At 30.8% G+C, this 22,731-nt stretch carries 21 protein-coding genes; 15 read left to right on the top strand and 6 right to left on the bottom strand.

The features are described from left to right. Window positions 1-126 precede the first annotated feature (126 nt). A complete protein-coding gene (locus tag ACREV6_RS04485; RefSeq protein WP_431576828.1) occupies window positions 127-1,251 on the top strand; it encodes a GGDEF domain-containing protein in 1,125 nt (374 codons plus the stop codon). Between the two features lie 71 nt (window positions 1,252-1,322). On the opposite strand, the gene ACREV6_RS04480 is transcribed toward ACREV6_RS04485, so the two are convergent. Genes ACREV6_RS04480 through ACREV6_RS04465 form a run of 4 tightly spaced genes read right to left on the bottom strand, consistent with a single transcriptional unit; the run spans window position 1,323 to window position 5,232 of the window. Then, window positions 1,323-2,486 (bottom strand): DHHW family protein, encoded by a 1,164-nt coding sequence (locus ACREV6_RS04480; RefSeq protein WP_431576827.1) that lies wholly within the window; start codon window positions 2,484-2,486, stop codon window positions 1,323-1,325. A gap of 22 nt (window positions 2,487-2,508) precedes the next feature. Then, the gene (locus ACREV6_RS04475; protein ID WP_431576826.1) at window positions 2,509-3,915 is read right to left on the bottom strand and encodes an MBOAT family O-acyltransferase; all 1,407 of its coding nucleotides are present in this window, start codon (window positions 3,913-3,915) and stop codon (window positions 2,509-2,511) included. Window positions 3,916-3,944: 29 nt separating this feature from the next. After that, window positions 3,945-4,430 (bottom strand): DUF4358 domain-containing protein, encoded by a 486-nt coding sequence (locus tag ACREV6_RS04470; protein ID WP_431576825.1) that lies wholly within the window; start codon window positions 4,428-4,430, stop codon window positions 3,945-3,947. Between the two features lie 25 nt (window positions 4,431-4,455). Further along, entirely contained in the window at window positions 4,456-5,232 is a 777-nt protein-coding gene (locus ACREV6_RS04465; protein ID WP_431576824.1) for a GDSL-type esterase/lipase family protein, read from the bottom strand. A 220-nt stretch (window positions 5,233-5,452) separates the two neighbouring features. Here ACREV6_RS04465 and ACREV6_RS04460 point away from each other — a divergent pair, with 220 nt between their 5' ends. From ACREV6_RS04460 to ACREV6_RS04430, 7 genes are all read left to right on the top strand, one after another. Beyond that, on the top strand, window positions 5,453-8,704 hold the full coding sequence (locus tag ACREV6_RS04460) for a DEAD/DEAH box helicase (protein WP_431576823.1): 3,252 nt from the start codon (window positions 5,453-5,455) through the stop codon (window positions 8,702-8,704). Between the two features lie 510 nt (window positions 8,705-9,214). Then, window positions 9,215-9,937, top strand: a complete 723-nt coding sequence (locus tag ACREV6_RS04455; protein ID WP_431576822.1) for a sensor histidine kinase — start codon at window positions 9,215-9,217, stop codon at window positions 9,935-9,937. A 52-nt stretch (window positions 9,938-9,989) separates the two neighbouring features. Beyond that, window positions 9,990-10,664 carry a response regulator gene (locus ACREV6_RS04450; protein WP_431576821.1) on the top strand — a complete coding sequence of 225 codons (675 nt, stop codon included), beginning with the start codon at window positions 9,990-9,992 and terminating at the stop codon, window positions 10,662-10,664. A 129-nt stretch (window positions 10,665-10,793) separates the two neighbouring features. After that, window positions 10,794-11,933, top strand: coding sequence for an ABC transporter permease (locus ACREV6_RS04445; protein ID WP_431576820.1), 1,140 nt, complete (start codon window positions 10,794-10,796; stop codon window positions 11,931-11,933). Between the two features lie 17 nt (window positions 11,934-11,950). Continuing rightward, window positions 11,951-12,655, top strand: coding sequence for an ABC transporter ATP-binding protein (locus ACREV6_RS04440; RefSeq protein ID WP_431576819.1), 705 nt, complete (start codon window positions 11,951-11,953; stop codon window positions 12,653-12,655). Continuing rightward, the gene (locus ACREV6_RS04435) at window positions 12,633-13,769 is read left to right on the top strand and encodes an ABC transporter permease (RefSeq protein ID WP_431576818.1); all 1,137 of its coding nucleotides are present in this window, start codon (window positions 12,633-12,635) and stop codon (window positions 13,767-13,769) included. Before ACREV6_RS04440 ends, ACREV6_RS04435 begins: the two co-directional genes overlap by 23 nt. A gap of 55 nt (window positions 13,770-13,824) precedes the next feature. Then, window positions 13,825-14,262 carry a DUF2383 domain-containing protein gene (locus ACREV6_RS04430; protein WP_431576817.1) on the top strand — a complete coding sequence of 146 codons (438 nt, stop codon included), beginning with the start codon at window positions 13,825-13,827 and terminating at the stop codon, window positions 14,260-14,262. A 35-nt stretch (window positions 14,263-14,297) separates the two neighbouring features. Here the strand turns inward: ACREV6_RS04430 and ACREV6_RS04425 are convergent, their stop codons facing one another. After that, complete coding sequence (locus ACREV6_RS04425; RefSeq protein WP_431576816.1) at window positions 14,298-15,002, bottom strand: tetratricopeptide repeat protein; 705 nt, start codon at window positions 15,000-15,002, stop codon at window positions 14,298-14,300. Window positions 15,003-15,283: 281 nt separating this feature from the next. Here ACREV6_RS04425 and ACREV6_RS04420 point away from each other — a divergent pair, with 281 nt between their 5' ends. From ACREV6_RS04420 to ACREV6_RS04395, 6 genes are all read left to right on the top strand, one after another. Next, window positions 15,284-15,673 carry an NUDIX hydrolase gene (locus tag ACREV6_RS04420; RefSeq protein ID WP_431576815.1) on the top strand — a complete coding sequence of 130 codons (390 nt, stop codon included), beginning with the start codon at window positions 15,284-15,286 and terminating at the stop codon, window positions 15,671-15,673. A 311-nt stretch (window positions 15,674-15,984) separates the two neighbouring features. Then, window positions 15,985-16,800 carry a ZIP family metal transporter gene (locus ACREV6_RS04415; protein WP_431576814.1) on the top strand — a complete coding sequence of 272 codons (816 nt, stop codon included), beginning with the start codon at window positions 15,985-15,987 and terminating at the stop codon, window positions 16,798-16,800. Window positions 16,801-17,035: 235 nt separating this feature from the next. Further along, window positions 17,036-17,686: a cobalamin B12-binding domain-containing protein gene (locus tag ACREV6_RS04410; protein ID WP_431576813.1), complete on the top strand. Its 651-nt coding sequence runs from the start codon at window positions 17,036-17,038 to the stop codon at window positions 17,684-17,686. Window positions 17,687-17,688: 2 nt separating this feature from the next. Next, window positions 17,689-18,855, top strand: a complete 1,167-nt coding sequence (locus ACREV6_RS04405) for an ABC transporter permease (protein ID WP_431576812.1) — start codon at window positions 17,689-17,691, stop codon at window positions 18,853-18,855. Continuing rightward, on the top strand, window positions 18,848-19,543 hold the full coding sequence (locus tag ACREV6_RS04400; RefSeq protein WP_431576811.1) for an ABC transporter ATP-binding protein: 696 nt from the start codon (window positions 18,848-18,850) through the stop codon (window positions 19,541-19,543). Before ACREV6_RS04405 ends, ACREV6_RS04400 begins: the two co-directional genes overlap by 8 nt. 53 nt (window positions 19,544-19,596) lie before the next feature. Further along, a complete protein-coding gene (locus tag ACREV6_RS04395; RefSeq protein ID WP_431576810.1) occupies window positions 19,597-20,121 on the top strand; it encodes a hypothetical protein in 525 nt (174 codons plus the stop codon). A 59-nt stretch (window positions 20,122-20,180) separates the two neighbouring features. Here the strand turns inward: ACREV6_RS04395 and nhaC are convergent, their stop codons facing one another. Then, complete coding sequence (gene nhaC / locus ACREV6_RS04390) at window positions 20,181-21,629, bottom strand: Na+/H+ antiporter NhaC (RefSeq protein ID WP_431576809.1); 1,449 nt, start codon at window positions 21,627-21,629, stop codon at window positions 20,181-20,183. 432 nt (window positions 21,630-22,061) lie between these two features. Between nhaC and ACREV6_RS04385 the strand changes: the two genes are divergently transcribed. Further along, window positions 22,062-22,634, top strand: coding sequence for a hypothetical protein (locus ACREV6_RS04385; RefSeq protein WP_431576808.1), 573 nt, complete (start codon window positions 22,062-22,064; stop codon window positions 22,632-22,634). Window positions 22,635-22,731: the final 97 nt, after the last annotated feature.

Raw genomic sequence — 22,731 nt, 5'->3', positions numbered from 1 at the left:
AAATGAGATTTAAAATCTGTTTTGATTGATTACGGAAGCGAATATATTTGAAGAGCCCGGTGCGGTAGTTCCGCACGCCGGGATCTGTACGGGGTGCACTGGGTAACCAGTGCGTCTACCGTGACTATGGAGTCTGACAGAGTGCTAAATAATTTTAATGAGGAAAGCTTGAATAAATGTTTAGACTTAACCTCATTTATAAGTTTTGTAATGGAAAATTATTTACTCCAAATCAGTTCTTCCATTGACAAACTCACAGGGACACTTACAAGGCGCTTTTTGGAGGAAGCACTATCTGAAAATGTTGAAAAGGCTAATGAATCTTTAGGAGTATTCTCAATTATCATGTACGATTTGGATGATTTTAAAGGTGTTAACGATAGGTTCGGTCATCAAACTGGGGATCAAGTGCTGCAAGATGTTAGCAAAACCGTTATGGAATCAATTAGAAAGATAGATGTATGTGGACGATATGGTGGGGAAGAATTTATTGTTATTTTACCTGGTACGGATACTACGGTCGCTAGTGGCATTGCAGAAAGAATAAGACAAAACATTGAAAATAAGAAAATACTAGGCTCTAAGAGAGAGTTAACTGTAAGTGTTGGTATTGCTACTTATCCAAACCACGGAAAGTGGAAGCAAGAATTGGTAGAAAAAGCTGACCAAGCACTATATGTAGCGAAAGCAAATGGTAAAAACAGGTGCCAAATCTGGGAAGATAAGTTTTATGGCATTGTAAAGGGTAGTGATAAACTATCAGGAATAGTGTCAGGAAATGTAGTTCAAGATTCAAGAAATGTATTAGCTATGGTGGAGTTAATCCAAATTATTAAGGACGATTGTGATTTTGAAACCAAAATATTCAATGCGCTTGGAAGAATAATTGAAACCACTGAAGCGCAAAATGGTATGTTGTTTATAGTAAATAAAAATGAAATTACTGAAAAATTTGGGCGAAGGATCTATAAGGAAAATTGGATTGGAGTTAAAGGCTATAGTGGAGATATAATCGATTCTGTTATTAAAGATAAGCAAGGCAAATGTATAATAGATTGGGATTCTATAATAGATTACGATTTAGTAACTGGAATGCCAAATTGGAATTCTGTTTTAGCTATTCCCATAATTAAATCAGGAATTGTTCGTGGGATACTTTATTTAACTGTTCCTATTAAAGTTAAGGAATTTAAATTAGAAAATTTAAATTTTGCAAATACTTTGGGTCAGCTACTCGTGGGTATGTTGTAGTATTTGAAAAAGCAGTAGAAATCTACTGCTTTTAAACATCTTATCTATAATATTGATTGGGGGAGATTACATTATTCATAGTTGCTAATATTAAGTATTGAGTCATCTTCAAAAAAAGTATTTGTGTTATAAAGCATTAAAACATCTGTGATATTATAGTCTTTTATTAAAGTGCTTACATCATCTGAAAAATATCTTAAATCCACAACTATTATTTCACTAAAATGAGAAGTTAAAAATGGTATAAAACAGTTTGCATAAGAATCCTTTATGACTAAAAGATTCTTATTGTTAAGATTCATAGTGCTTGTCTTTATAATAGGATGATTTCCACCCAAAAATACAGAGTACTTATCTTTGGTATTTAAACTACTGGAATTAAACAAACTGGCACTCTTTTTTTTCTCATCGATGTAATTTACTAATATGTCTTCAGGAGTTTTTGGTAAATATACATTAATTATGTCACTATCTATATTTTTAACTCCAGCTCTTGAGTAAAGTGTTCCATAAAATTTATTGTTAACTTCATTAATATCATAATTACTTACATCTTTTGGTGTTATTCCGGAACTTTTGCAAAATTCTAAGTATGCATAATATGCTCCGTCTGTTGTCCAATGGTGGTCAGTTTTATAATATATGTATTTGTCCTTGTTTTCATTTAAGGTATCAAAAACATTTATTGATTTTATATCTTTATCTAATCCAGAATAAAATTTATTTATATATTGGAGTTGGTTTTCTACTGGAGCAAAGGCAGGTAATTTATCTTTTAAAACCTCTACTTTGTTAGGAACTAACATAATATACTTAGATAATTCTTTGTTGTCATGACTGAAAGTATTTATAGCTTTTAGTTTTTCAGCAAGATTTTCTTTAGAAGGTCTTTTGAACTTAGCTACTAAGTAGTTATCATCTCCTAAATATATATCATTATTTTCTTTTTTTCCAGTAAGTATCTCTGCTTTTGATTTTACATTTATCCAAAAGTTTCTAAGTATAAATTGATCTGAAATGTACTTTTCATATTTTGAAGTAAATCTGTTATGTAACAAATTATTTATCGTAAATTTAGGCTTATTTTTAAGCTTTCTATTCTCCTCATCAGAAAAATCTTTGCTGGGAACTATAATATTTAATATCATTACACTAAATATAAATAATAAAAATATTAAAGTAAGGGATTTTATATATATCCTATTATATTTTTTTCTATTATAATTAAATTCCATATTTATTATCACCTTTTCGTATCTAAAATCTAAAGTATAAGAATGGGTTAAAGCTTTGGTTTACAAGGTATGCCGTAGATAAAAATAGTATTAAAATACGACTGAAAGCTATGATTATGGCACCTCTTGCGTTAAAGCGGCTTTTAATATTTTTATCAAAATTATTCATAACTGGGGTTGCGCAAAGTACTGCTACTACAAATATAATGAAGTTTGTATAAAAATAATATATAGCGGTATTATCACTAAAAGCATTTCCGCTAAGTCCAAACATTACTTTTATATAATTTAGTGCATCACTTAATTTATTCATATCGAAAAATACCCATCCTACTATAACAATTATCATGGTATATAAATTTGAAATGCACCTTGGAAGTTTTTCTAAAAGCTTTCCTAGAAGGATTTTTTCGGAAAATATAAAAAATCCAAAATATAGTCCCCAAAATATAAAATTCCAACTTGCACCATGCCATAATCCCGTTGCAAACCATACTATAAATAAGTTCCGTAGCTGCTTTATTAATGGAACCCTGTTACCACCTAAAGGAATATAAAGGTATTCTCTAAACCAACTTCCCAGGGAGATGTGCCATCTTCTCCAAAATTCAGATACACTTCTTGATATGTATGGATAGTTAAAGTTTTCAATAAATTCAAATCCAAACATTTTTCCAAGTCCTATTGCCATATCTGAATATCCACTAAAATCAAAATAGATTTGAAATGTAAAGGCTACTATTCCAAGCCAAGAGGATAAAACTGATATACTTGAAATCTCCGTGGTTTTTATAATTGTCCAAACCATTCCTATGTTGTTAGCAATCAATACCTTCTTTCCAAGACCTAGTATAAATCTCTCTATACCTTCAGAAAATTGATTGATATTTTCTTTTCTATTTTTTAATTGGATGAATATATCGCTGTATTGCACTATTGGGCCTGCAACTAACTGTGGAAACATAGTTACATATGCCCCAAAATCTATAATGTTCTTTTGAACCTTTACTTTATTTAAGTACACATCTACTACATAGGATATAATCTGGAATGTATAAAATGATATCCCAACTGGTAAAGGAAGCTTTTGGACAATTATATCTAATCCAAATAATGCATTCATATTATCTACTAGGAAACTAAAATATTTGAAAAAAGCTAATATTCCTAAATTAACAGCCAGGGTATTTATAAATATTAGCTTTGAAAGCTTCTTACGTTTTCTATGTTTATTTATGAGCAAAGTGCTTATATAATCAAATATTATACTAAAAACCATAAGGCTTATGTATAGGGGCTCTCCCCAGCCATAAAATATAAGGCTTACAACTAAAAGAGTAAAATTTCTTATTTTCTTTGGGGAAAAATAATATACTGTAAATGTAAGTGGTAAAAATATAAAAATAAATATTAAACTACTAAAAACCAATTATAGCCACTCCGATTCATGTCGCCATTTTATTTGAAGCTTTCATTAATGGCGTTTGTTATTTTATCTACATCTTTTGATACATTTAATATTATATATTTTCCTTTCACCTCTAAATTATGATTTTCCAAAAGTTCATATTGATCTGGACTATAATCTTTAAAGCTACTAGATTGTTTCTCAATTCTGCTTTCAATGTTTTCTAATAAACCATCTATATCATCTTGATTTTTAACCTTTAATATTAGTATTTCATTTGCTTCCATATTGTTCTTTGGTGCATATAATGCAAAATCCTCTAATCCGGTGGTACTTATAGAATAAAGTTTTCTAAGCTTAGTTTTATTACCTTTTTCCATTGGTGACAAATCTGAAACCTTCTGAACACTTGCTATTATCTCAGGTATTTCAGGATTTTTGGTTTGAATTAGAGAACAGCCTTGAAACATTGCTCCCATAGAAGTAGCTAAACATAAAATCCATATCTTCTTTGTTATTTTCATTTGTAGCTTCATATTTATCATCCTTATATAATTAATATTAATTCTTTAATTGAGTTCTTAAATAATCTAACCATAACCCATAATATTTCATAGTAAAATGCATACCATCTGGTTCGTATATATCTTCTATACCACGAGCAACAGAGCGTATATCTATGTAGTGCACATTTTCTTCCTTAGAAACTTCAATAACTTTTTCCACGAATTTATCGATTCTATCTTGTGAAAAATTTTTATCTTTATCTTGCACCTTAGCTTGTACAGGCGTTAAAGATTGAAGGTATATTTCTGTACTAGGAAATGTTTTTTTTATATCTTGTATAAGTTTAATGTAGTTATTTTTAAAATCATCAGGGTTTTCAAACAAACTTAAGTCATTCATACCATAAAGTATAAATATTCTTTTGGGATTAATGCTGAACAATGCGCTTACTTCCTCCTTTGCGGTTACAACATTTAGTCCTTTTTTAGCTAAGACAGAAGATTTATTTACTATATTATAAAAGTCCAAGGCTTCAGTTATAGAATCTCCCATAAAAACAGATTTTTCAAAGTAAATTTTATTGCTTGCTTTTGTTAAATTAATATCACTTTTTTCATGATTTAATTTATGATTTTGGGTTATTTTCTTCTCAACATCAGCAATATTTATCTGCTCTAACTTTTGCAAAACAATACAATTTTTTTCTAGTAGTTCCTTTCCCTTGGTATATTTTAAAAATGATTTTACTGAAAAGTAACATAGTATTAATACAGTTAAGAGGATTAATTTAGGTATGATTTTTAATCTTTTTTTCTTGCTATTTATTGTCATATAATTACCTCGTTTAACATAATTCTACAAAAATATTTAAAATACCTTTTTTGCACCAACATATAAATTATATACTATTTTTTTTAAAAAAAGATTACGAAATAATTACGAAATAATTAATTCTTTTATGTTTAATAGATTTTGTGTGGTGAACTTTAAATAATTCTTATTTATGGTATAATTAGAAGATTATAAAATTCTAAAAAACTAGGGAGAAAATATGTTGAAAGAAGATATGGTATTACAAATATTTAATGAAGGAACTAGCGGTAAAAATCATGCCAGCGGGCAAAGGGTTCTTAATAATGAGTTGGTTTCTTCTGTGGATATTACAAATGAAGATAAACTAATATGCATAGAAGGCAATGTGATTTCAGAGAAGCTTTTTAATGAATACCACACAAAAATTGAGATGGATACGGAGAGAAAAAGTATATTTACTACATTCTGTAGCTGCTCTGATTTTGAAAATAATGAGTTCAAAAAAGAAAATTATTGTTGTAAACATTTAGTGGCAACCTTTTATAGCGCAGTAGAGGATTTAGCCAGTCACCCGCTTTTAAAAGAAGGGGATGTGGTGGGGCAAGCTACATTTAAAAATAGTAGCAATGTATTAGCTATGCTTTTAGGGGATGAAAAACATAAGGATGAAACTAAAATAGAGGTGTACATAAATAAAAATCAGTGGACTAGCAGCCTTACAGCAGAGTTTAAAATAGGATTAAACTCTATGGCTTCTAACAATCTTTACGTTTTAAAGGATATCAATCACTTTTTATTAGCCTATTATAATAATATTCCTATAAACTATAGTAAAAATTTCACTTTTAATAGAGCAGATCAAAGATTGAGCACAAAAGATAAAAGGCTTATGGATTTTATTGAAATGTTAAAGACCATGGAAAACACCCAAAGGTACGTTAAAAGAAGCGAAGAACGTTATATAGATGGGAAAAACATAAATATTCCTAAATTTTTAACACGGGAATTTTTTGAAATTATAAATAAGCATAGGGTCTATTTAAATGAAGGTTTTTTTTCAAGGCCCGTAGACACAGAGATTTTATATGAGGCGCCGGCTCTAGATTTTGATTTGAAGCTAATAAAAAACAATTATGTGCTTAAATCTTCCAATGGAATGCCTGTGGCTTTAGGCTCTAAAAATGATGTTTTTTTATACGGAAGCAATATATATCTTCCGGATTATGAGTTTTGTTATAAGATAAATCCTTACCTTCAAGTCTTTAATGAGGCAAGGGTGGTAACTATGACAAACCTTGAGGAGGAGAATATATTAAGACGGCTGGTTCCAGATCTTAATTTTTTATCCCCTCATGTTACACTATCAAAGTCCATCAAAGATAAAATAGTGATGAGTAAGTGTGGGGTTAGTTTTTACTTTGACCAGCAAGGCAAGGATATTACACTAACATTAAAGGTAAAGTACGGAACTTTTGAGTTTAATGTTTTTGAGGATTGCATCGAAAAAATAATATATAGAGATTCTAAAAAAGAAGCTCAGGTTATAGCTGTTTTAAAATCATTAGGGTTTCAAGAAATAAAGAATAGGTTTTATTTCACAAAGGGAGAAGATTATATATTTAAATTTTTCAAAAGTGATATAGAAAGACTTCAAGAAATAGGAGAAGTATATTACTCTGAAAACTTTAAAGGTATAAAGTCTTTGGGTACTAAGGGTATTAGTGGAAATATTAAAAGTGGAAAATACAATTATTTTGAAATGGATTTCAAAATAGGGGATATTGTGCCGGAAGAAACTACAAATATATTAAGGGCTTTTAGAAATAGCCTTAAATATTATAAACTAAAAAGCGGTGAGTATCTTGACTTGGAGGAACTGGAGCTTAATAAATTCTTAAAGCTTTTAGATGTTATGACACCTTTTGATAGTGACAATAATCATATTGAAATATCAAAAGGCAAGAGCATTTTTCTGGATAGCTATTTAGAGGAAAACAAAATTAGATATATAAAAGGAAAAAAAGAGTTAAAAGAAATAAAAAACAAACTCAAGCATATAGAAAAATTGAATTTCGAAGAGCCGATTGGTTTTAATGGAAAATTAAGAGAATATCAAAAAATAGGTTATAATTGGTTTAAAACCTTGGATTATTTAGGGCTTGGTGGAATTTTAGGAGATGAAATGGGTCTTGGTAAAACAATTCAAGCTATTACTTTTATATTAGCCAGTGAGGGAAGCAAGACTTTAATTGTAGCTCCTACCTCCTTAATATATAACTGGATAAGTGAGTTTGAAAAGTTTGCACCTAGCTTAAAGGTTGCTGCGGTTAATGGATTAAAGGATGCCAGAGATGAAATAATAAATAATATAACAAATTATGATGTGATTATAACTACATACAACTTATTAAAAAGAGACTCAGAAAGCTATAAAGGTTTAGAGTTTGATTATTGCATATTAGATGAAGCTCAAAATATAAAAAATCCAAGATCTCAAAATGCAATGGCTGTGAAGGAGATAGTGGCAAAGACAAGATTTGCACTATCTGGTACACCAATAGAAAATTCTCTTATGGATTTATGGTCTATATTTGATTTTATAATGCCAGGATATTTATATGATGAAAAGAGATTTAGTGTAAGATATCATAAAAAGCTTAAGGAAAGTCCGGAGATATTAGAAGATTTAAATAGGCTTATAAAACCTTTTATTCTAAGACGGAGGAAAAAAGATGTTTTAAAGGAATTACCTGATAAGATAGAAAAACAACTAGTGGTGAGTTTAGAAGAGGAACAAAAGAAAGTTTATAAAACCTATGCAAACCATGCCATGGAGCTTATTGAAAACAAAGTAAAAAATGATGAGTTCAAAAGTAGTAAAATTGAGATACTTTCTTATATAACAAAACTAAGACAATTATGCCTTGATCCAACAGTACTTATGAATGATTATAGTGGAGGCAGCGCAAAAATAGAGGCTTTAGTGGAACTCCTTCATAAGAGTATTGAGGAGGAACATAGAGTACTTGTTTTCTCTCAATTTACTTCTGTGCTTAGGAATATACAAAATAGACTTATAGCAGAGGGGATATCATTTAGTTACTTAGATGGGTCGGTGCCTTCAGAGAAGAGAATGAATTTGGTAAAAGCCTTTAATTGTGGTGAAAACTCTGTATTTTTAATAAGTTTAAAAGCTGGGGGAACGGGTCTGAATTTAACTTCGGCAGATGTAGTAGTTCACTTTGACCCTTGGTGGAATCCAGCAGTTGAAGAACAGGCCACAGATAGAGCTCATAGAATAGGACAAAAGAATGTGGTGAAAGTTATAAAAATAATAGCTAAGGGTACCATTGAAGAAAAGATTTTGTCACTTCAAGAAGAGAAGAAAAAGCTTATATCATCACTTATGGGAGATGAGTTATCAAGTGGTGAAGGTTTTGCAGCTTTAAGTGAAGAAGAAATATTTGGATTGTTTGAAATGAAGGAATAAGGGCTTTCATATTAATATTATTTTAAAACTGTGAGGTGTTTTGTGAGCAATAGGATTAAAGATATTTTAATGATTATTAATTATATATTATTTACTGGAATCTTTTTAATAACTGCAATTTATAACGCCCAAAATCAATTATTGATTGTTACTTTAACTTTCCTATTTTTGACCTCTTATACTATTAGAGTGTTTTTCATATATGGAAGTGAAAATCATAAAGATCTAAGCTGTTTTTCGTTGATAATAGATTTCATATTTATATATATGCTTAATTTATATGATAACTCTCATTTATCACTATGCTTATATTTTTTTATGCTAGAAGATATTGTCCTAAATTTTAGCTTAGCCTTGGGTATAATTGCTTCGATTTTTTCCTTTGTACTATGCAGCGTGACGTTAAGTATTATGGTGAATTTTGAACTTAGAATCATCACTCTGAAAATACTTTTAAGTCTACCCGTATTTTGTATGATTTATTTGATATTTTTCCTTGTGAGATATTTATTGAAGCAAACAGAAATAATTGAAATTTCTCTAAAGGAAATAACTATGGAGAAATTAGAAAAAGACTGTATATATACGAATCTAAAGGAAGCATATGAAAAATTAGAGATGATGACTATTCTTAAAGAGAGAAATAAAATAGCACGGGAAATTCATGATACAGTGGGACATACTTTAACCACAGTTTTAGTAGAAATAGAGGCTAGCAAAAGACTGATGAAGGGGGATTTGAATTTATCGCTAGAAAAACTTTGCCTAGCGCAAGGCCAAGTGAGAAAGGGGCTTAATGATATTAGGGGCTCTGTACGGGTGCTTGAAAAAGGTAATGAATTATTAGAGTTTTATCCTTCACTAGAAACGGTAATTAAGGATACACAGCTACATTCTGAGGTAACAATAAAATCTGAGATAGATTCTTCATTAAATTTAACTAAAGAAGCACAAAAGGTAATTATATCCTCTTTACTAGAGGGTCTTACTAATGGAATTCGCCATGGTAAAAGCACTGCTTTTTTGTTTAAACTTGTAAAAAAAGGAGGCGAAATCTGTTTTTCTCTTGAAGACAACGGCGGAGGTGCAGGTATATTAAACTACGGCTTCGGGCTTCGTGCTATGAGAGATAGAGTTTATGACTTAGAAGGAAGCTTTGATATTAATTCTGATGTGGGAGAGGGCTTAGAATTACTCATTACGCTTCCTTATTCAAAAGCTTGCATGCAATAATTTTCAGAAAAATATAATAATACTGAATACTTTATTTTTGGGGGAGGCTTTTATGGATAAGATAAGAGTGTTAATTGCAGATGATCAAACCCTTATGAGGGACGGGCTTAAGACAATACTAGAACTAGAGGAACATATAGAGGTAGTGGGGCTTGCAAAGGATGGGGTGGAGGCACTGAAATTATGCTCTGAAACAAGGCCTCAGGTGGTACTAATGGATATAAGAATGCCCAATATGGATGGAGTACAATGTACCAAATTGATAAAGGAAGTTTATCCTAATATAGTTATACTTATTCTTACCACCTTTGATGATGAAGAATATATTGTTAAAGCCTTAAGCAATGGTGCCACTGGCTATATTTTGAAGGATATAGAGGGTGATGGGCTTATAAAAGCGGTGCAGGATGCTTATACGGGTGCATTCATATTGCCCTCTAAAATTGCTATGGTGCTTGCGGGTAAAATAGTAAAAGAGTACAGGCATGAAGATGAAAATATTATTAAAAAGAATGAAACTAAATTATTAAGTTCCTTTGGGCTTTCAGAAAAAGAAACTGAAATTGCAAAAATGCTAGCCCAAGGTTTTACAAATAAGCAAATTGCATCTTCGTTATACATATCCGGTGGAACAGTAAAAAACTATGTAAGTAATTTATATAGTAAAATAGGCATTTCTGATAGAACATCAGCGGCAATATATATTAAGGACTTACTTGTGGAATAGATATACATTTAAAAAGTAACCCTGGTCACTTTAATTTGTGACCAGGGTTACTTTTATATTACTCCAATAATTGGTATTATTCTATTAGAAGGAAGTTATAAAATTTATGTTTTAAAAGGAGATAGTACAATGAAACCTTTATCAGCTTTAAGCTATAGTAAAAACAACAAGAAAAAACTTATTACCTCTACTATATCAATATTAGTGGCTGTTTCATTTTTATATGTTTTTCAGACCGTGGTAAAATCTATAGGAGACTCTATGTATGATCTAAATGTAAGTCCATATAAAAATCATATGACTATAGAAAGTATTGAAAAAGACAAACCCATTCCGGAAAATATTGTTAGCAACCTTAAAGATAGCCCAAATGTAGAAAATATAATCCCCTTTGTTTTATATAAAACACGCTATGTTATACCTGGCTCTATAACCGACGCTTTCATTTTAGGTATAAGCCCTGAAAATATAGAATATGTTATGAAAAAGCATAACATAACACTAAAGCAAGGAAGGCTACCACTACAAAATCATAAAGAGGTGGCACTAGATTATAGAATGTCAAAAAATAAGAACGCTAAGATTGGAGATAAAATAGGAAATTCAATCCATAAAAATGATAGCTTAAATGGTGAGTATATTGTGGTAGGAATAGTTGAGGGAGATAGTTATTTATCATTTATGCCTTATAACACTGATACAACCTCAATAAGTACGAAGGATAAAAATATAGTGAAAAAATCTATATTAGTTTTCCCAAGGGAGAATAAAGTAAAAGAGGTGGATGAACTGCTACTAAGCATTCCTAAAAAGGGAGTTTCAGTTATGACTTTAAGTGGAATGATTAAACTTTATAATAAAGGATCATCTATGATGCACACATTAGATATGATTTGTATACTTGCTATTATAGTAATGGTTATTTCCGTTGGAAGTTCTAAATATGTACAATTTTTCAGCAGAAAACAAGAACTGGGTATTTTAAATGCCATGGGATATACCAAGCGGGAGCTAATGGAGAAGGCATTTTGGGAAGTGCTTATTGTAAATCTACTAGGCTTTATTCTAGGATTGATTTTTGGATGGTTGTTATCTGTTTTAATTAATGATGGAGGGTTTGGAGCAATTGGAGGGGTTTCGGTACACTTTTCTATAAAAGCACTTTTAATGGCACTTTATGTACCATTATTTACAACCCTATTTACCTTAATACCTGTAAATAGAATGATAAGTAAGCTAGACCCTATAGTTATGATAGAAGGAATATAAAAAAGGAGTGAATTATTATGTTATTTAAAGTAGAAAATCTAAATTTAATATATGATATGGGAAAAGAGGACCAAACTTATGCATTAAGAAATATTAATCTTTCATTAGAAGGAAATAGACTAATAGGAATAATGGGACCCTCTGGTAGCGGTAAAAGTTCATTGTTATATTCTCTAGCAGGACTTAAAATTCCATCATCAGGCACCATAAGCTACAAGGATATGAAATTCAAGGAATTATCCGTTTCTAAAAGTACAGAGCTTAGGCGTAAAGATTTTGGGTTCATTTTCCAAAGACATTTTCTTATAGATTATATGACAGTAATAGATAACGTATTAACACCAATAAATGATAATAGTATGAAAGCTAAAGAAAAAGCTTTGGGTTTATTGAAAAAGCTTGGTATTGAGAATTTAGCGGGTAAAAAGCCTCATCAATTGTCCGGTGGCCAAAGACAAAAGGCTGCAATTGCTAGAGCACTTATAAATGACCCTAAAGTAATTTTTGGTGATGAGATTACTGCATCCTTAGATCATTCTAGCGCAAGGGAAGTAATGAAGCTATTAGATGAATATAAAGAGAACGCCTTAGTCATCATTGTAACACACGATGCTTCCATACTCGAAAATGCAGACCATATAATTAATATATGGGATGGAGCTATTACTTCAATTAAAAAAAGAGGAATGGAGGGATATAATGAATCCGCTATCAACCTTTAACTATATTAAGAACAATATTTCTAAAACATTGCCAATACTAATAGCTATGATGGTAAGTGTGCTACTAATTTACACTTTTTCACTAGTGGCTAAAAGCAGTATTGAGATGACAAAGCTAGTAGCTACTAATGTTTTTAGTAAATATACAATAGTATCTAGTAATAATGAAGAGCCTATTCCAAAAGATTACTTAGGCAGAATAACTAATGATAATAATGTAGGTCATATTATCCCTCTAATTAGTGAATATGGTTCTCTTAAATATAGTAATACTTTTGGTGACATGAGTATTAGTGTCTTGAATTTTTATGAAAAGGATATATCGCAAGTTATTACTACTCTTAACGTGAAATTAATTGAAGGTAGTCTTCCAAGGTTAGACAAGAGTGAAATTATTATACCTAAAAAATATGCACTGCAAAATAAATTAAAAACAGGAGATTACATTGGTTCAGAGGTATCTCCAAGTTACGCAGTAAAGGGCAAATTTAAAGTGTCAGGCATTACAGATGGTCCAGTAATGCTTGCATTAATCAGCGATAATAAGCAGTATGTTCCTAGAGATACAGTAATAAAGCACTCTATAGTTTTTTCCATTAAAGATATAAAGGATAAAAATTTAATTAACTATTTATCTAAAAACACACCTAAAAATGTTGTAATTATGGATTATTACAGTATGTCAAAACAAATAGATGAAATTCTTAATTCCGTGAATGGTTTAGCTTATATGCTTAATATTATAATAATTATTGTACTATGTATATCACTTGGAAATTTGAATTATATTAATTTCCTTAATAGAAAATATGAGTTTGGAGTACTATCAGCCATAGGTTATAAAAAACCAACCCTCTATTTTAAGCTTTGGAAGGAAAACGCCACTGTATGCTTACTTGGATATGTAGGTGGAATACTAGTGAGTACATGTGTAGCCTTTATTTTAAACTTAACTGTACTTTATCCAAATGGTAAATTCATTCCACTATGGAGTGTTTCTGGTGCGGAAGTAGCGTTAATGATACCAGCTTTTGTATCGATTTTAAGTTTAATTGCACCTATTAAAGAACTGCGAAAAACTGATCCGCTTGATGTAATTGGAGGGGTAATTTAGTGGGAATCATGTATAATACAAATAACAAATGCTCACAATAAACTGAGGTGAGATTATGAATGATGTAAAAGAAATGAATAAATTTTTGAAAGGCATACACATGGGAGGAGCTACATTTAAAGATTACCTCCAAAAAGCTAAAAGTCCAGAGCTTAAAAATGAGTTGGTCCAAATTATAGAATCTTTTAAAAGACATGAAGAGGCAATCACCAATAGGGTAGAGAAAATAGGTGGTAATGCTACAGACACTCTTGGAGTAATGGGGACTATGGCAGATTTTTTTGAAAAAATTAAACTTATACCTGTAAATACGGATTTAGAAGTGTGTGAAAAGGCCACATCTGCTATGGAAATGGGGATAACTCAAGGAGAAAAATTTATAAAAGAGAATAAGAATTTGGACCCTAGCCTAATGAAAGAAGTAGAGGCTGTTGTAGCCGACTACGACAATCATTTAAAAAAGATGCAACTAATAATGAGAACATGTAAATAGCAAAAGGCTCCCAATTTATAAGTGGGAGCCTTTTGCTATTTAATACCTATGTTCATATTTTTTAATAGCATATAATGGCATTTATACCATTCGTTATAAGGCTCTATGTCATAGGCTTTTTCTGCAAATCTTAAGGCAATTATTATATTCCCCATAGCCATATATACTTCAGAGGTTCCAAAATAGGCAGCACTTTTGGCTCCGTCTACTTCAATGGCTTTATTATATATTTCTAGAGCTTCTTTTTTATTACGAAGTGTTAGTAGCATGTTAGCTTTGCCACATAATGCGTCATAAAAATCAGGACACAGTTCTAGGCAAATATCAAAGCAGTCTAAAGCACTTCTAAAATCGTTAAGAAGAGCTAAAAACTCTGCTTTTTTAAAATATATATCTACATTTGAACTGTCATTTTGAATAAGCTTTTCACAATAGTAAACGCATTTATCAAAGTCACCAGTTAAATCATGGATATCAATTAACTTCCAGTAACCCTTTGCATCACCAGGAACTAACTCTAGATATTTCTTTATGCATTTTTGAGCTTCGCATACTTCATACATATCAATATGAGCTTGACCTTTCACTAGATAAGCCTGCGCATATTCATTATTTAAAAAAATGGCTTTATTAAATTCTTTGAAGGCCTTCTCAATTTCTCCATCATTAAAAAGTCCTTTGCCTCTTTCTATATATTCGCGAACTAGATCATCATTATTTAAATTAATATTATTTTTCATTAACCTATTCCTTTCATGTGTGTTCACACATTACAATTATTGACACAAAATAAAACAGTATACATACAATTGCAATGAAATGGAGGTTTTTATTATTTAATGACCATCTGCCACACTATGACATGATTTCATATTTATTATTATAAAATTCTGTTTTGCTTGTTATTTATTTAAATCTACTTTATAATATTTTTATGGATTACATAATTTTTAGAAAAATCAGAAAAAGGATAAATTAACATTGCAGCACCTAAGGGTGATGATTTAAGGGGGAAACTAATATGGGAAAAGTTGTAAAATGTTCAATAATAATTTGTGATGATTTTAATGCTGTGCTCATTGCCACTAGAGGTAAAAAAAAATTACAAAAGGTATGGAGTATTTTTGGTAAAGATATAAAAGGCAAGGAATCGTCAGAACAATGTATTGCTAAAGCAATAGATAAAGATTTAAATTGTACTATATTTGATATGACGACATTTAAAGAATATGTTTTAGATGAAGACAGTGGAGATACTTTAGCGGTTTATACTGGAAAGGTAAAACACTATATAACTCCACATAAAGACATTAGTGGAGTTAAATGGGTTACTGAAAGAGAGTTGGACATGTATGATTTTTCTAGCCATGAAAAAGAAATATTATTAGATTTCTTTAAAAACAATAAATAAAAAATGAAAAAATAATATTAATTATATTATAAGTAAAAACTACCAAAGTGCATAAGCACACTTTGGTAGTTTTTTTTCATCAACTCTATCCTATATATAACCAATAAAATTACAATTTTAAGATTGAATTAGAAGAGATATAAAATATTAGTTGATAATAAATATTTACAAATATGAAAACCTGTAGTAATATTTAATCAAAGACATAGTTGTTATAATACATGTATAAGATTTGAAAATTCCCAAATGTGTAACTGTGTATTAACACAGTTACTATGACAGCGGATAAGTTTTTAGAATGGAGGATTTTTATGATATTAAACTGGCTTAGTGGGTTTGATCCCGTAATTCAAGCTCTTTTTGCAACATTATTTACGTGGGGTCTAACTGCTTTAGGAGCATCATTGGTATTTTTCTTTAAGGAGATAAATAGAAAGGTACTAAATGGCATGCTTGGTTTTGCAGCAGGAGTAATGATTGCAGCAAGTTTTTGGTCCTTATTAGCACCGGCTATAGAGATGGCGGAGCAAACAAGTACACCACCATGGATACCTGCTGCGGTAGGGTTCCTGGCAGGGGGAGCTTTCCTTTTCGCAGTGGATAAAATTTTACCACACCTACATCTTAATCAACCAATAGAACAAGCGGAGGGGATTAAAACTAGCTGGCAAAGAAGTGTATTATTGGTATCAGCTATAACCTTGCACAATATACCAGAAGGCCTTGCAGTTGGAGTTGCCTTTGGAGCAGTAGCAGCTGGTTTACCTTCAGCTTCCTTAGCAGGAGCTATTGCTCTGGCAATTGGAATCGGTATTCAAAATTTTCCAGAAGGAGCTGCCGTATCTATTCCATTAAGACGAGAGGGGTTCTCTCGTTTTAAAAGCTTTATGTATGGTCAAGCTTCAGGCATAGTAGAACCTATAGCAGGAGTTATAGGGGCCTTTGCAGTATTGGCTATGAAGCCTATTCTTCCCTATGCACTTTCCTTTGCAGCAGGAGCTATGATTTTTGTAGTTGTTGAAGAATTAATACCTGAATCACAACAGGATTCAAAAACAGATATTTCAACTATCGGTGCAATGCTAGGTTTTGTAATCATGATGATATTGGATGTAGCGTTGGGTTAACGAGATTCCAAGTCGTTAATTGTAGCGACTCAGGAGAATGAAAATGTTAAAAATAGGATAAAAGCACTGTAAAAATTTAGTTAAATAAATAAATTTTTACAGTGCTTTTTTTTCAATAATAAAATATTTTTTTTTATTCTGTAAAACTGATAAAAAATGTGCTAGTATATAAATATATATAATTTAGTAGTATGAATTATTTGGAGAAAGAGATTATTAGAAAGAGAGGTATTGTATGGAATCAATTTATAATAAATTTATAAATTTGCTAGAACTGGAAGACAAAGAAAATGCAGTGGATTATATATTATCTTTATTAGAAGAAAAAAAAGTTGATATTGTTTCTTTATATACTGATATATTAGGGCCGTCCCTAAATAATATGAAATGTAATGTTAAAGAGGGCAAAGTGTGTATATGGAAAGAACATGTTAGAAGCTCAATAATTAGAACTATTATTGAATGTTGCTATCCTTATGTTATTAAAGAAAAAAATAAAAACTACAAAAACATAAACTATGGGAAAGTTATTGTTATTTGTCCATCTGAAGAGTATCATGAAATAGGTGCAAGGATAGTTTCAGATTTTTTTACACTATGCGGTTATGAAACTATTTTTGTGGGAAGCAACACTCCTGAAAATGAGTTTTTAAAAGTCATAGATTATGTGAATCCAAAGTATTTAGCTATAAGTGTGACAAGTTCTTATAACCTTGTATCAGCTAAAGACACTATTGAAAAAATAAGAAATTCTACTGATAAAAAGTTAAATATATTAGTAGGAGGTCATGCTTTTAAAAATAATCCTGCAGCTTTAAAAAACACTAAGGCAGATATGGTTATAGATAATTTCGATGACATAAAAAATTTGCAAAAGGAGAATTAAAAATGAAATTACCATTTAAAATAGCTGTAAGATTTTTAAAGTCCAGCAAGGGGCAAACAATTTTAATAGCTACAGGCATAGCTATTGGAGTTTCAGTACAAATTTTTATAGGTTCACTTATTCAGGGTCTGCAAAAGAGTCTTATAGATAAAACTATAGGAAATTCTTCGCAAATAACTATTACATCAAATAAAGATGATAAGACTATAGAAAACTGGATAGAAAAAATATCTCGGATAAAAGCAGTAGACAGTAGAATAGAAAAAATATCTCCTTCTGCTGATTCACCAGCTTTTATAAAATATAGTGATAAAACTGCTCCAATTCTTATAAGAGGATTAAATTTAAATCCTAATGTAGATTTATATAATATAAAATCTAAAATTTATAGTGGTTATATTCCTAAAAATCCATATGAAGTACTGATAGGAAAGAATTTGCAAGCGGAACTTAAGTTAAATATTGGAGATAAAATTTCACTTATTACACCTAATGGGAAGACTAAAGAATCCTTAGTAACTGGGTTCTATGATTTGAAAGTAGCAGCCATAAATAAATCATGGATTATAACAAGTCTTGAAACTTCTCAGGATATATTTGGTTTTAGTAATAAAATAACATCTATAGAAATGCAATTAAGTTCAAAAGATGTATTCAAAGCAGATGTAATTGCAACAACAGTAAAAGATAAATTATCTGATACTAGTATAAAAGTTGAAAATTGGAAAGAACAGAATGAAGAATTACTTGGTGGACTTAATGGGCAAAGTGTTTCTAGTTTGATGATACAAGTTTTTGTGCTTATTTCTGTGACTCTTGGAATTGCAAGCGTTCTTGCGGTAACAGTAGTTCAAAAATCTAAACAAATTGGAATACTTAAAGCCATGGGTATAAAAGATAGAGATGCAAGCAAAATTTTCTTGTATCAAGGGCTTTTATTAGGTATAGCAGGGGCAATTCTTGGAATAATTTTTGGAATTACACTTATGGTGGTTTTCACAAAATTTGCGGTGAACCCCGATGGGACATCAATAATACCACTTTATTTAGACTATAAATTCATTGCAATATCAGGGCTTATAGCAGTAGTTTCTGCGTCCATAGCTGCTCTTATACCAGCGAGAAGCTCATCAAAATTAGAACCAATTGAGGTGATTAAGAATGGCTAATATTATTACATTAAAAGATATAAATAAAATTTATGGGTCTGAAGTAAAGACGCAGGTTTTATTCGATACAAATTTAAGTTTTGAAGAAGGCTCTTTTAACTCCATAATAGGTCAATCAGGAAGCGGTAAAAGTACATTGCTAAATATCATGGGAACATTAGATAAACCAACAAGTGGAGAGGTTTATATAGATGGGAAAAGAACAGATAGTATGAATAAGAATGCCTTAGCTACGCTTCGAAATAAAACTATAGGCTTTGTTTTTCAATTCCATTATTTGCTACCTGAATTTACTGCCAAAGAAAATATACTTATTCCCTATATGATGAATAATTCAAAGCCTTCAAAGGAAATCATAGAGAGGGCTGAGGAATTCATGAACCTAGTGGGAATTTACAATGTAAAAGATAATTTGGCAACTAATATGTCGGGAGGACAGCAACAAAGAACTGCTATTGCTAGAGCTTTAATTAATAACCCTAAAATAATTCTTGCAGATGAGCCTACGGGAAACTTGGATTCGAAGTCCACGGAGAGCATATATACCATACTTAGGGATATAAATGAAAAAATTAAGACAACTTTCATAATTATTACACATGATAGAAGAATAGCAGAGAAAACTGATAGAATAATTGAGATAAAAGATGGAAGAATAAATATGGATATCAATACAAAAGACCTTTAAACTATACATAGATATCGCTTTAAAGGAAATGTTATGTAAATAAAGGAGACATTATGGAAAAGTTCAGGGGTAAACCGGATTCTCTAAAAAAGCTTAGTATTAGTTTTATTATCTCAATTTTACTAGCAGTTGTGGGTTTATTCTTTATTCCTAATTTTATGTTAAAAACAATTTTGCTAATAATTTTTATTTTTGCTGCTTGGCAATTTTACAAGGGAATTATACTCTATATAACTGTAGATGACCAAAAGATAAGTATATATAAACCCTTTAATACAAGAACTATAAAATTTGATGATATTGCCTTTTGTGCAGTACATGGAATTGACGATGATACTACATTACTATATGTATTTAAAAGACAAAAGCACCGCCATGGGGATAGAGTAAGGGGAATAAAATCAAATAAGTCCTTTGATGAAATAGTAAAAATGATCTCAGAAGATGAGGGAAATACAAATCTTAATATTAATTTTAATATGGCTTCTAAAGTTCTCATTTCTTTTGTTGAGAAGGGAGATATATTAAGAGATAAAATACTTGCCACTGTAAATGAAAGACATAAGAAAATTCTGTAAAAAAAATCCTTGTTGAAATATCAACAAGGATTTTTTTTTATAGAATTTTCAAGTAAACATTACATTTGAGTCTTTGCGCTTCCCTTATATTCAGGAGCTGATGGATCATCCTCAAGCTTCATCATTGTAATTCCTGTAAATCCAAAGAATATGGAGACCAATGGATTTACAAGGTTTAAGAAGCAGTAAGGGAAATAGGCCCATGTTGAAACTCCCAATGAGGTAGACATAGTTAATCCACAAGTATTCCATGGAACAAGTGGAGATGTTATGGTGCCAGCATCCTCAAGACATCTTGAAAGGTTTCTTGGGGCTAGCCCTCTTTTGTGGAATTCGTCTTTATACATTTTGCCAGGAAGTACAATTGAAAGATATTGATCGCCAGCAAGTATGTTTGAAAATATTGATGTGAATATTGTAGCTGTTACAAGTGAACCAGTACTATTTGCATATTTTAGAACGCTGTTTGCAAGAGTCCCAAGCATTCCAGTTTTCTCAAGTGTACCACCAAAAGAAAGTGCTGCTAGTATTAGAGATATTGTAAACATCATGCTTTGATATCCACCTCTAGTAAGGAGTGTATCTAAAACCACATTTCCAGTTTTCGATACAACACCAATTTGCATTGAATTCATAACATCAGCGAAACTAGCACCTTGGGTAATCATAGCTGCAATGCCACCAAGTAAAACACCTATAAATAGACCTGGAATAGCAGGTACTTTTTTAGCAACCATAATTATAACTATAATTGGTATTATTAGTAAAAATGGTGTTATTGTAAAGTTTTTACTCATTAAATCCGTTATTGTATCAATTTTTGATACATCGATTTTGGTGCCTGCAAATTTAAACCCTAGTATTGCATAGCCAACTAAAGCAATTGCTAAGCTTGTTCCAGTTGTATAGATCATATGTTTAATATGGTCAAATATATTTGCACCAGCCATAGCGGGTGCTAGGTTTGTTGTATCTGATAAAGGTGACATTTTATCACCAAAGTATGCACCAGAAATTATTGCACCTGCTGCCATTGGTGCTGGTATTCCAAGCCCTGCAGCAACACCCATTAGCGCAATGCCTACAGTGCCTGCTGTGGTCCATGAACTACCTGTTGCTATTGATACAATAGCACAAAGTATGCATGTTGCAACTAGAAATATTGATGGTGATAATATCTGTAATCCGTAATAGATAAGTGTAGGGACAATACCACCAAGAATCCATGTACCTATAATCATGCCTATTATCGCTAAAATAAGTATAGCCTGCATAGTACTTGAAATAGTACTTACGATCCCTTCCTCAATATCCTTCCAAGAATATCCCAGCCTAGTAATAGCCATTATTGAAGCTATAAGTGTTCCAAAAATTAATGGAACATGAACTGGTTGATTAACCTTAAAAGCAGGTAATACACAATACATTAGAAGTGCTATTGTAGCAACAACCGGTATTAGGGCTTCCCATAATTTTGCATCTCTAGGCGTTTTAGTTTTTGATATCATTTAACAATCCTCCTTTAATTTTAAAAACTATGATGTGATATATGTTTAAATTTGTAGCCTATTGGCAGAATTCAGTGTTTGAAAAAATTGAATATATTATCAATTCATAATATACAAGTAATATCGTATATTATACAGTAGTTGCAATAAAAAGCAAAGCACAAATATTGTCATATTCTAAAATGGAAAACTACTAATTGGGATTTTTCCATATAATTATCATCATTAAACTTTAAATTAGTATAAAAATAAAAAATAACAAGGTAAATAATTAGTGTTAAAATAGGATTTAATATTTTTGTTCATTTTGTACTTACATATAACGACATAATATTCATAATTTATCTTGTTATATTTTTATCACATATGATATACTGAATTTGTTGAATAGTATGACATATTTAAAAAAATAATATCAATGGAGGTATTAATATGAAAATTAAAGCAATAATATTATCATTAGCTATAGGTGCTACTTTATTAGTAGGATGCGGCACTAAAAAAGAAGCAGCACCAGCACCAGCAAAAACAGAAACAGTAACGCCGGCATCAACAAAAACTGATGTAGTAACAACAGCATCATTAGTAAATACTGAAGCGGCTTTTGAAAATGGAATAAGCAGTAAGGGTACATGGATTATTGCAACTTTAAAGGATTTAGTTATTAACAAGGATCTTGTAGTTGAGGGGGAATTTAAAAACGGTAAAAAAGATGATAGTGGTAAAGAAATTATACAACGTAAGATAGCTCTATATACACAAGATGAAAAGCGTGCTGTAACTGCTAGATTTACTTTGACTGCGCCAAAGTTAACATTTAAAAGTCCTATGGGTAGCATAGAACATGGAACTTTTAAAGGTGACCTTTATGTTTCAGGGAGTAACTTTCAGTTAAAAGACGCTACGATAGAAGGAAACGTATATTTTACTACAGATGAAGCTAAATCTACATTTAAAATGGATGATAAAAGTAAAGTCACTGGAGTTAAAGAATTAAAAAAATAAATTATACTGAGTACTTTTAAAAGTCGATAAACTATAAAAAAACAGCCAATCCATTTGGATTGGCTGTTTTTTTAGTGCCACCCACGTGGCAAGTGGC

This window comes from Clostridium sp., from assembly GCF_050717515.1.
GTDB lineage: Bacteria > Bacillota > Clostridia > Clostridiales > Clostridiaceae > Clostridium_AD.
The sequence above is the reverse complement of the archived record's forward strand: the minus strand, read 5'-3'. Positions and strand labels throughout refer to the sequence as shown.

Bases quoted from the DNA above. Each gene is read 5' to 3' on its own strand.
- ACREV6_RS04450 (WP_431576821.1), top strand. From the start codon at position 9,990: ATGGATAAGATAAGAGTGTTAATTGCAGATGATCAAACCCTTATGAGG.
- ACREV6_RS04400 (WP_431576811.1), top strand. From the start codon at position 18,848: ATGGCTAATATTATTACATTAAAAGATATAAATAAAATTTATGGGTCT.
- ACREV6_RS04470 (WP_431576825.1), bottom strand. From the start codon at position 4,430: ATGAAGCTACAAATGAAAATAACAAAGAAGATATGGATTTTATGTTTA.
- ACREV6_RS04445 (WP_431576820.1), top strand. From the start codon at position 10,794: ATGAAACCTTTATCAGCTTTAAGCTATAGTAAAAACAACAAGAAAAAA.
- nhaC (WP_431576809.1), bottom strand. From the start codon at position 21,629: ATGATATCAAAAACTAAAACGCCTAGAGATGCAAAATTATGGGAAGCC.
- ACREV6_RS04425 (WP_431576816.1), bottom strand. From the start codon at position 15,002: ATGAAAAATAATATTAATTTAAATAATGATGATCTAGTTCGCGAATAT.
- ACREV6_RS04410 (WP_431576813.1), top strand. From the start codon at position 17,036: ATGGAATCAATTTATAATAAATTTATAAATTTGCTAGAACTGGAAGAC.
- ACREV6_RS04460 (WP_431576823.1), top strand. From the start codon at position 5,453: ATGTTGAAAGAAGATATGGTATTACAAATATTTAATGAAGGAACTAGC.
- ACREV6_RS04395 (WP_431576810.1), top strand. From the start codon at position 19,597: ATGGAAAAGTTCAGGGGTAAACCGGATTCTCTAAAAAAGCTTAGTATT.
- ACREV6_RS04440 (WP_431576819.1), top strand. From the start codon at position 11,951: ATGTTATTTAAAGTAGAAAATCTAAATTTAATATATGATATGGGAAAA.
- ACREV6_RS04480 (WP_431576827.1), bottom strand. From the start codon at position 2,486: ATGGAATTTAATTATAATAGAAAAAAATATAATAGGATATATATAAAA.
- ACREV6_RS04415 (WP_431576814.1), top strand. From the start codon at position 15,985: ATGATATTAAACTGGCTTAGTGGGTTTGATCCCGTAATTCAAGCTCTT.
- ACREV6_RS04435 (WP_431576818.1), top strand. From the start codon at position 12,633: ATGAATCCGCTATCAACCTTTAACTATATTAAGAACAATATTTCTAAA.
- ACREV6_RS04430 (WP_431576817.1), top strand. From the start codon at position 13,825: ATGAATGATGTAAAAGAAATGAATAAATTTTTGAAAGGCATACACATG.
- ACREV6_RS04465 (WP_431576824.1), bottom strand. From the start codon at position 5,232: ATGACAATAAATAGCAAGAAAAAAAGATTAAAAATCATACCTAAATTA.
- ACREV6_RS04485 (WP_431576828.1), top strand. From the start codon at position 127: ATGGAGTCTGACAGAGTGCTAAATAATTTTAATGAGGAAAGCTTGAAT.
- ACREV6_RS04420 (WP_431576815.1), top strand. From the start codon at position 15,284: ATGGGAAAAGTTGTAAAATGTTCAATAATAATTTGTGATGATTTTAAT.
- ACREV6_RS04405 (WP_431576812.1), top strand. From the start codon at position 17,689: ATGAAATTACCATTTAAAATAGCTGTAAGATTTTTAAAGTCCAGCAAG.
- ACREV6_RS04385 (WP_431576808.1), top strand. From the start codon at position 22,062: ATGAAAATTAAAGCAATAATATTATCATTAGCTATAGGTGCTACTTTA.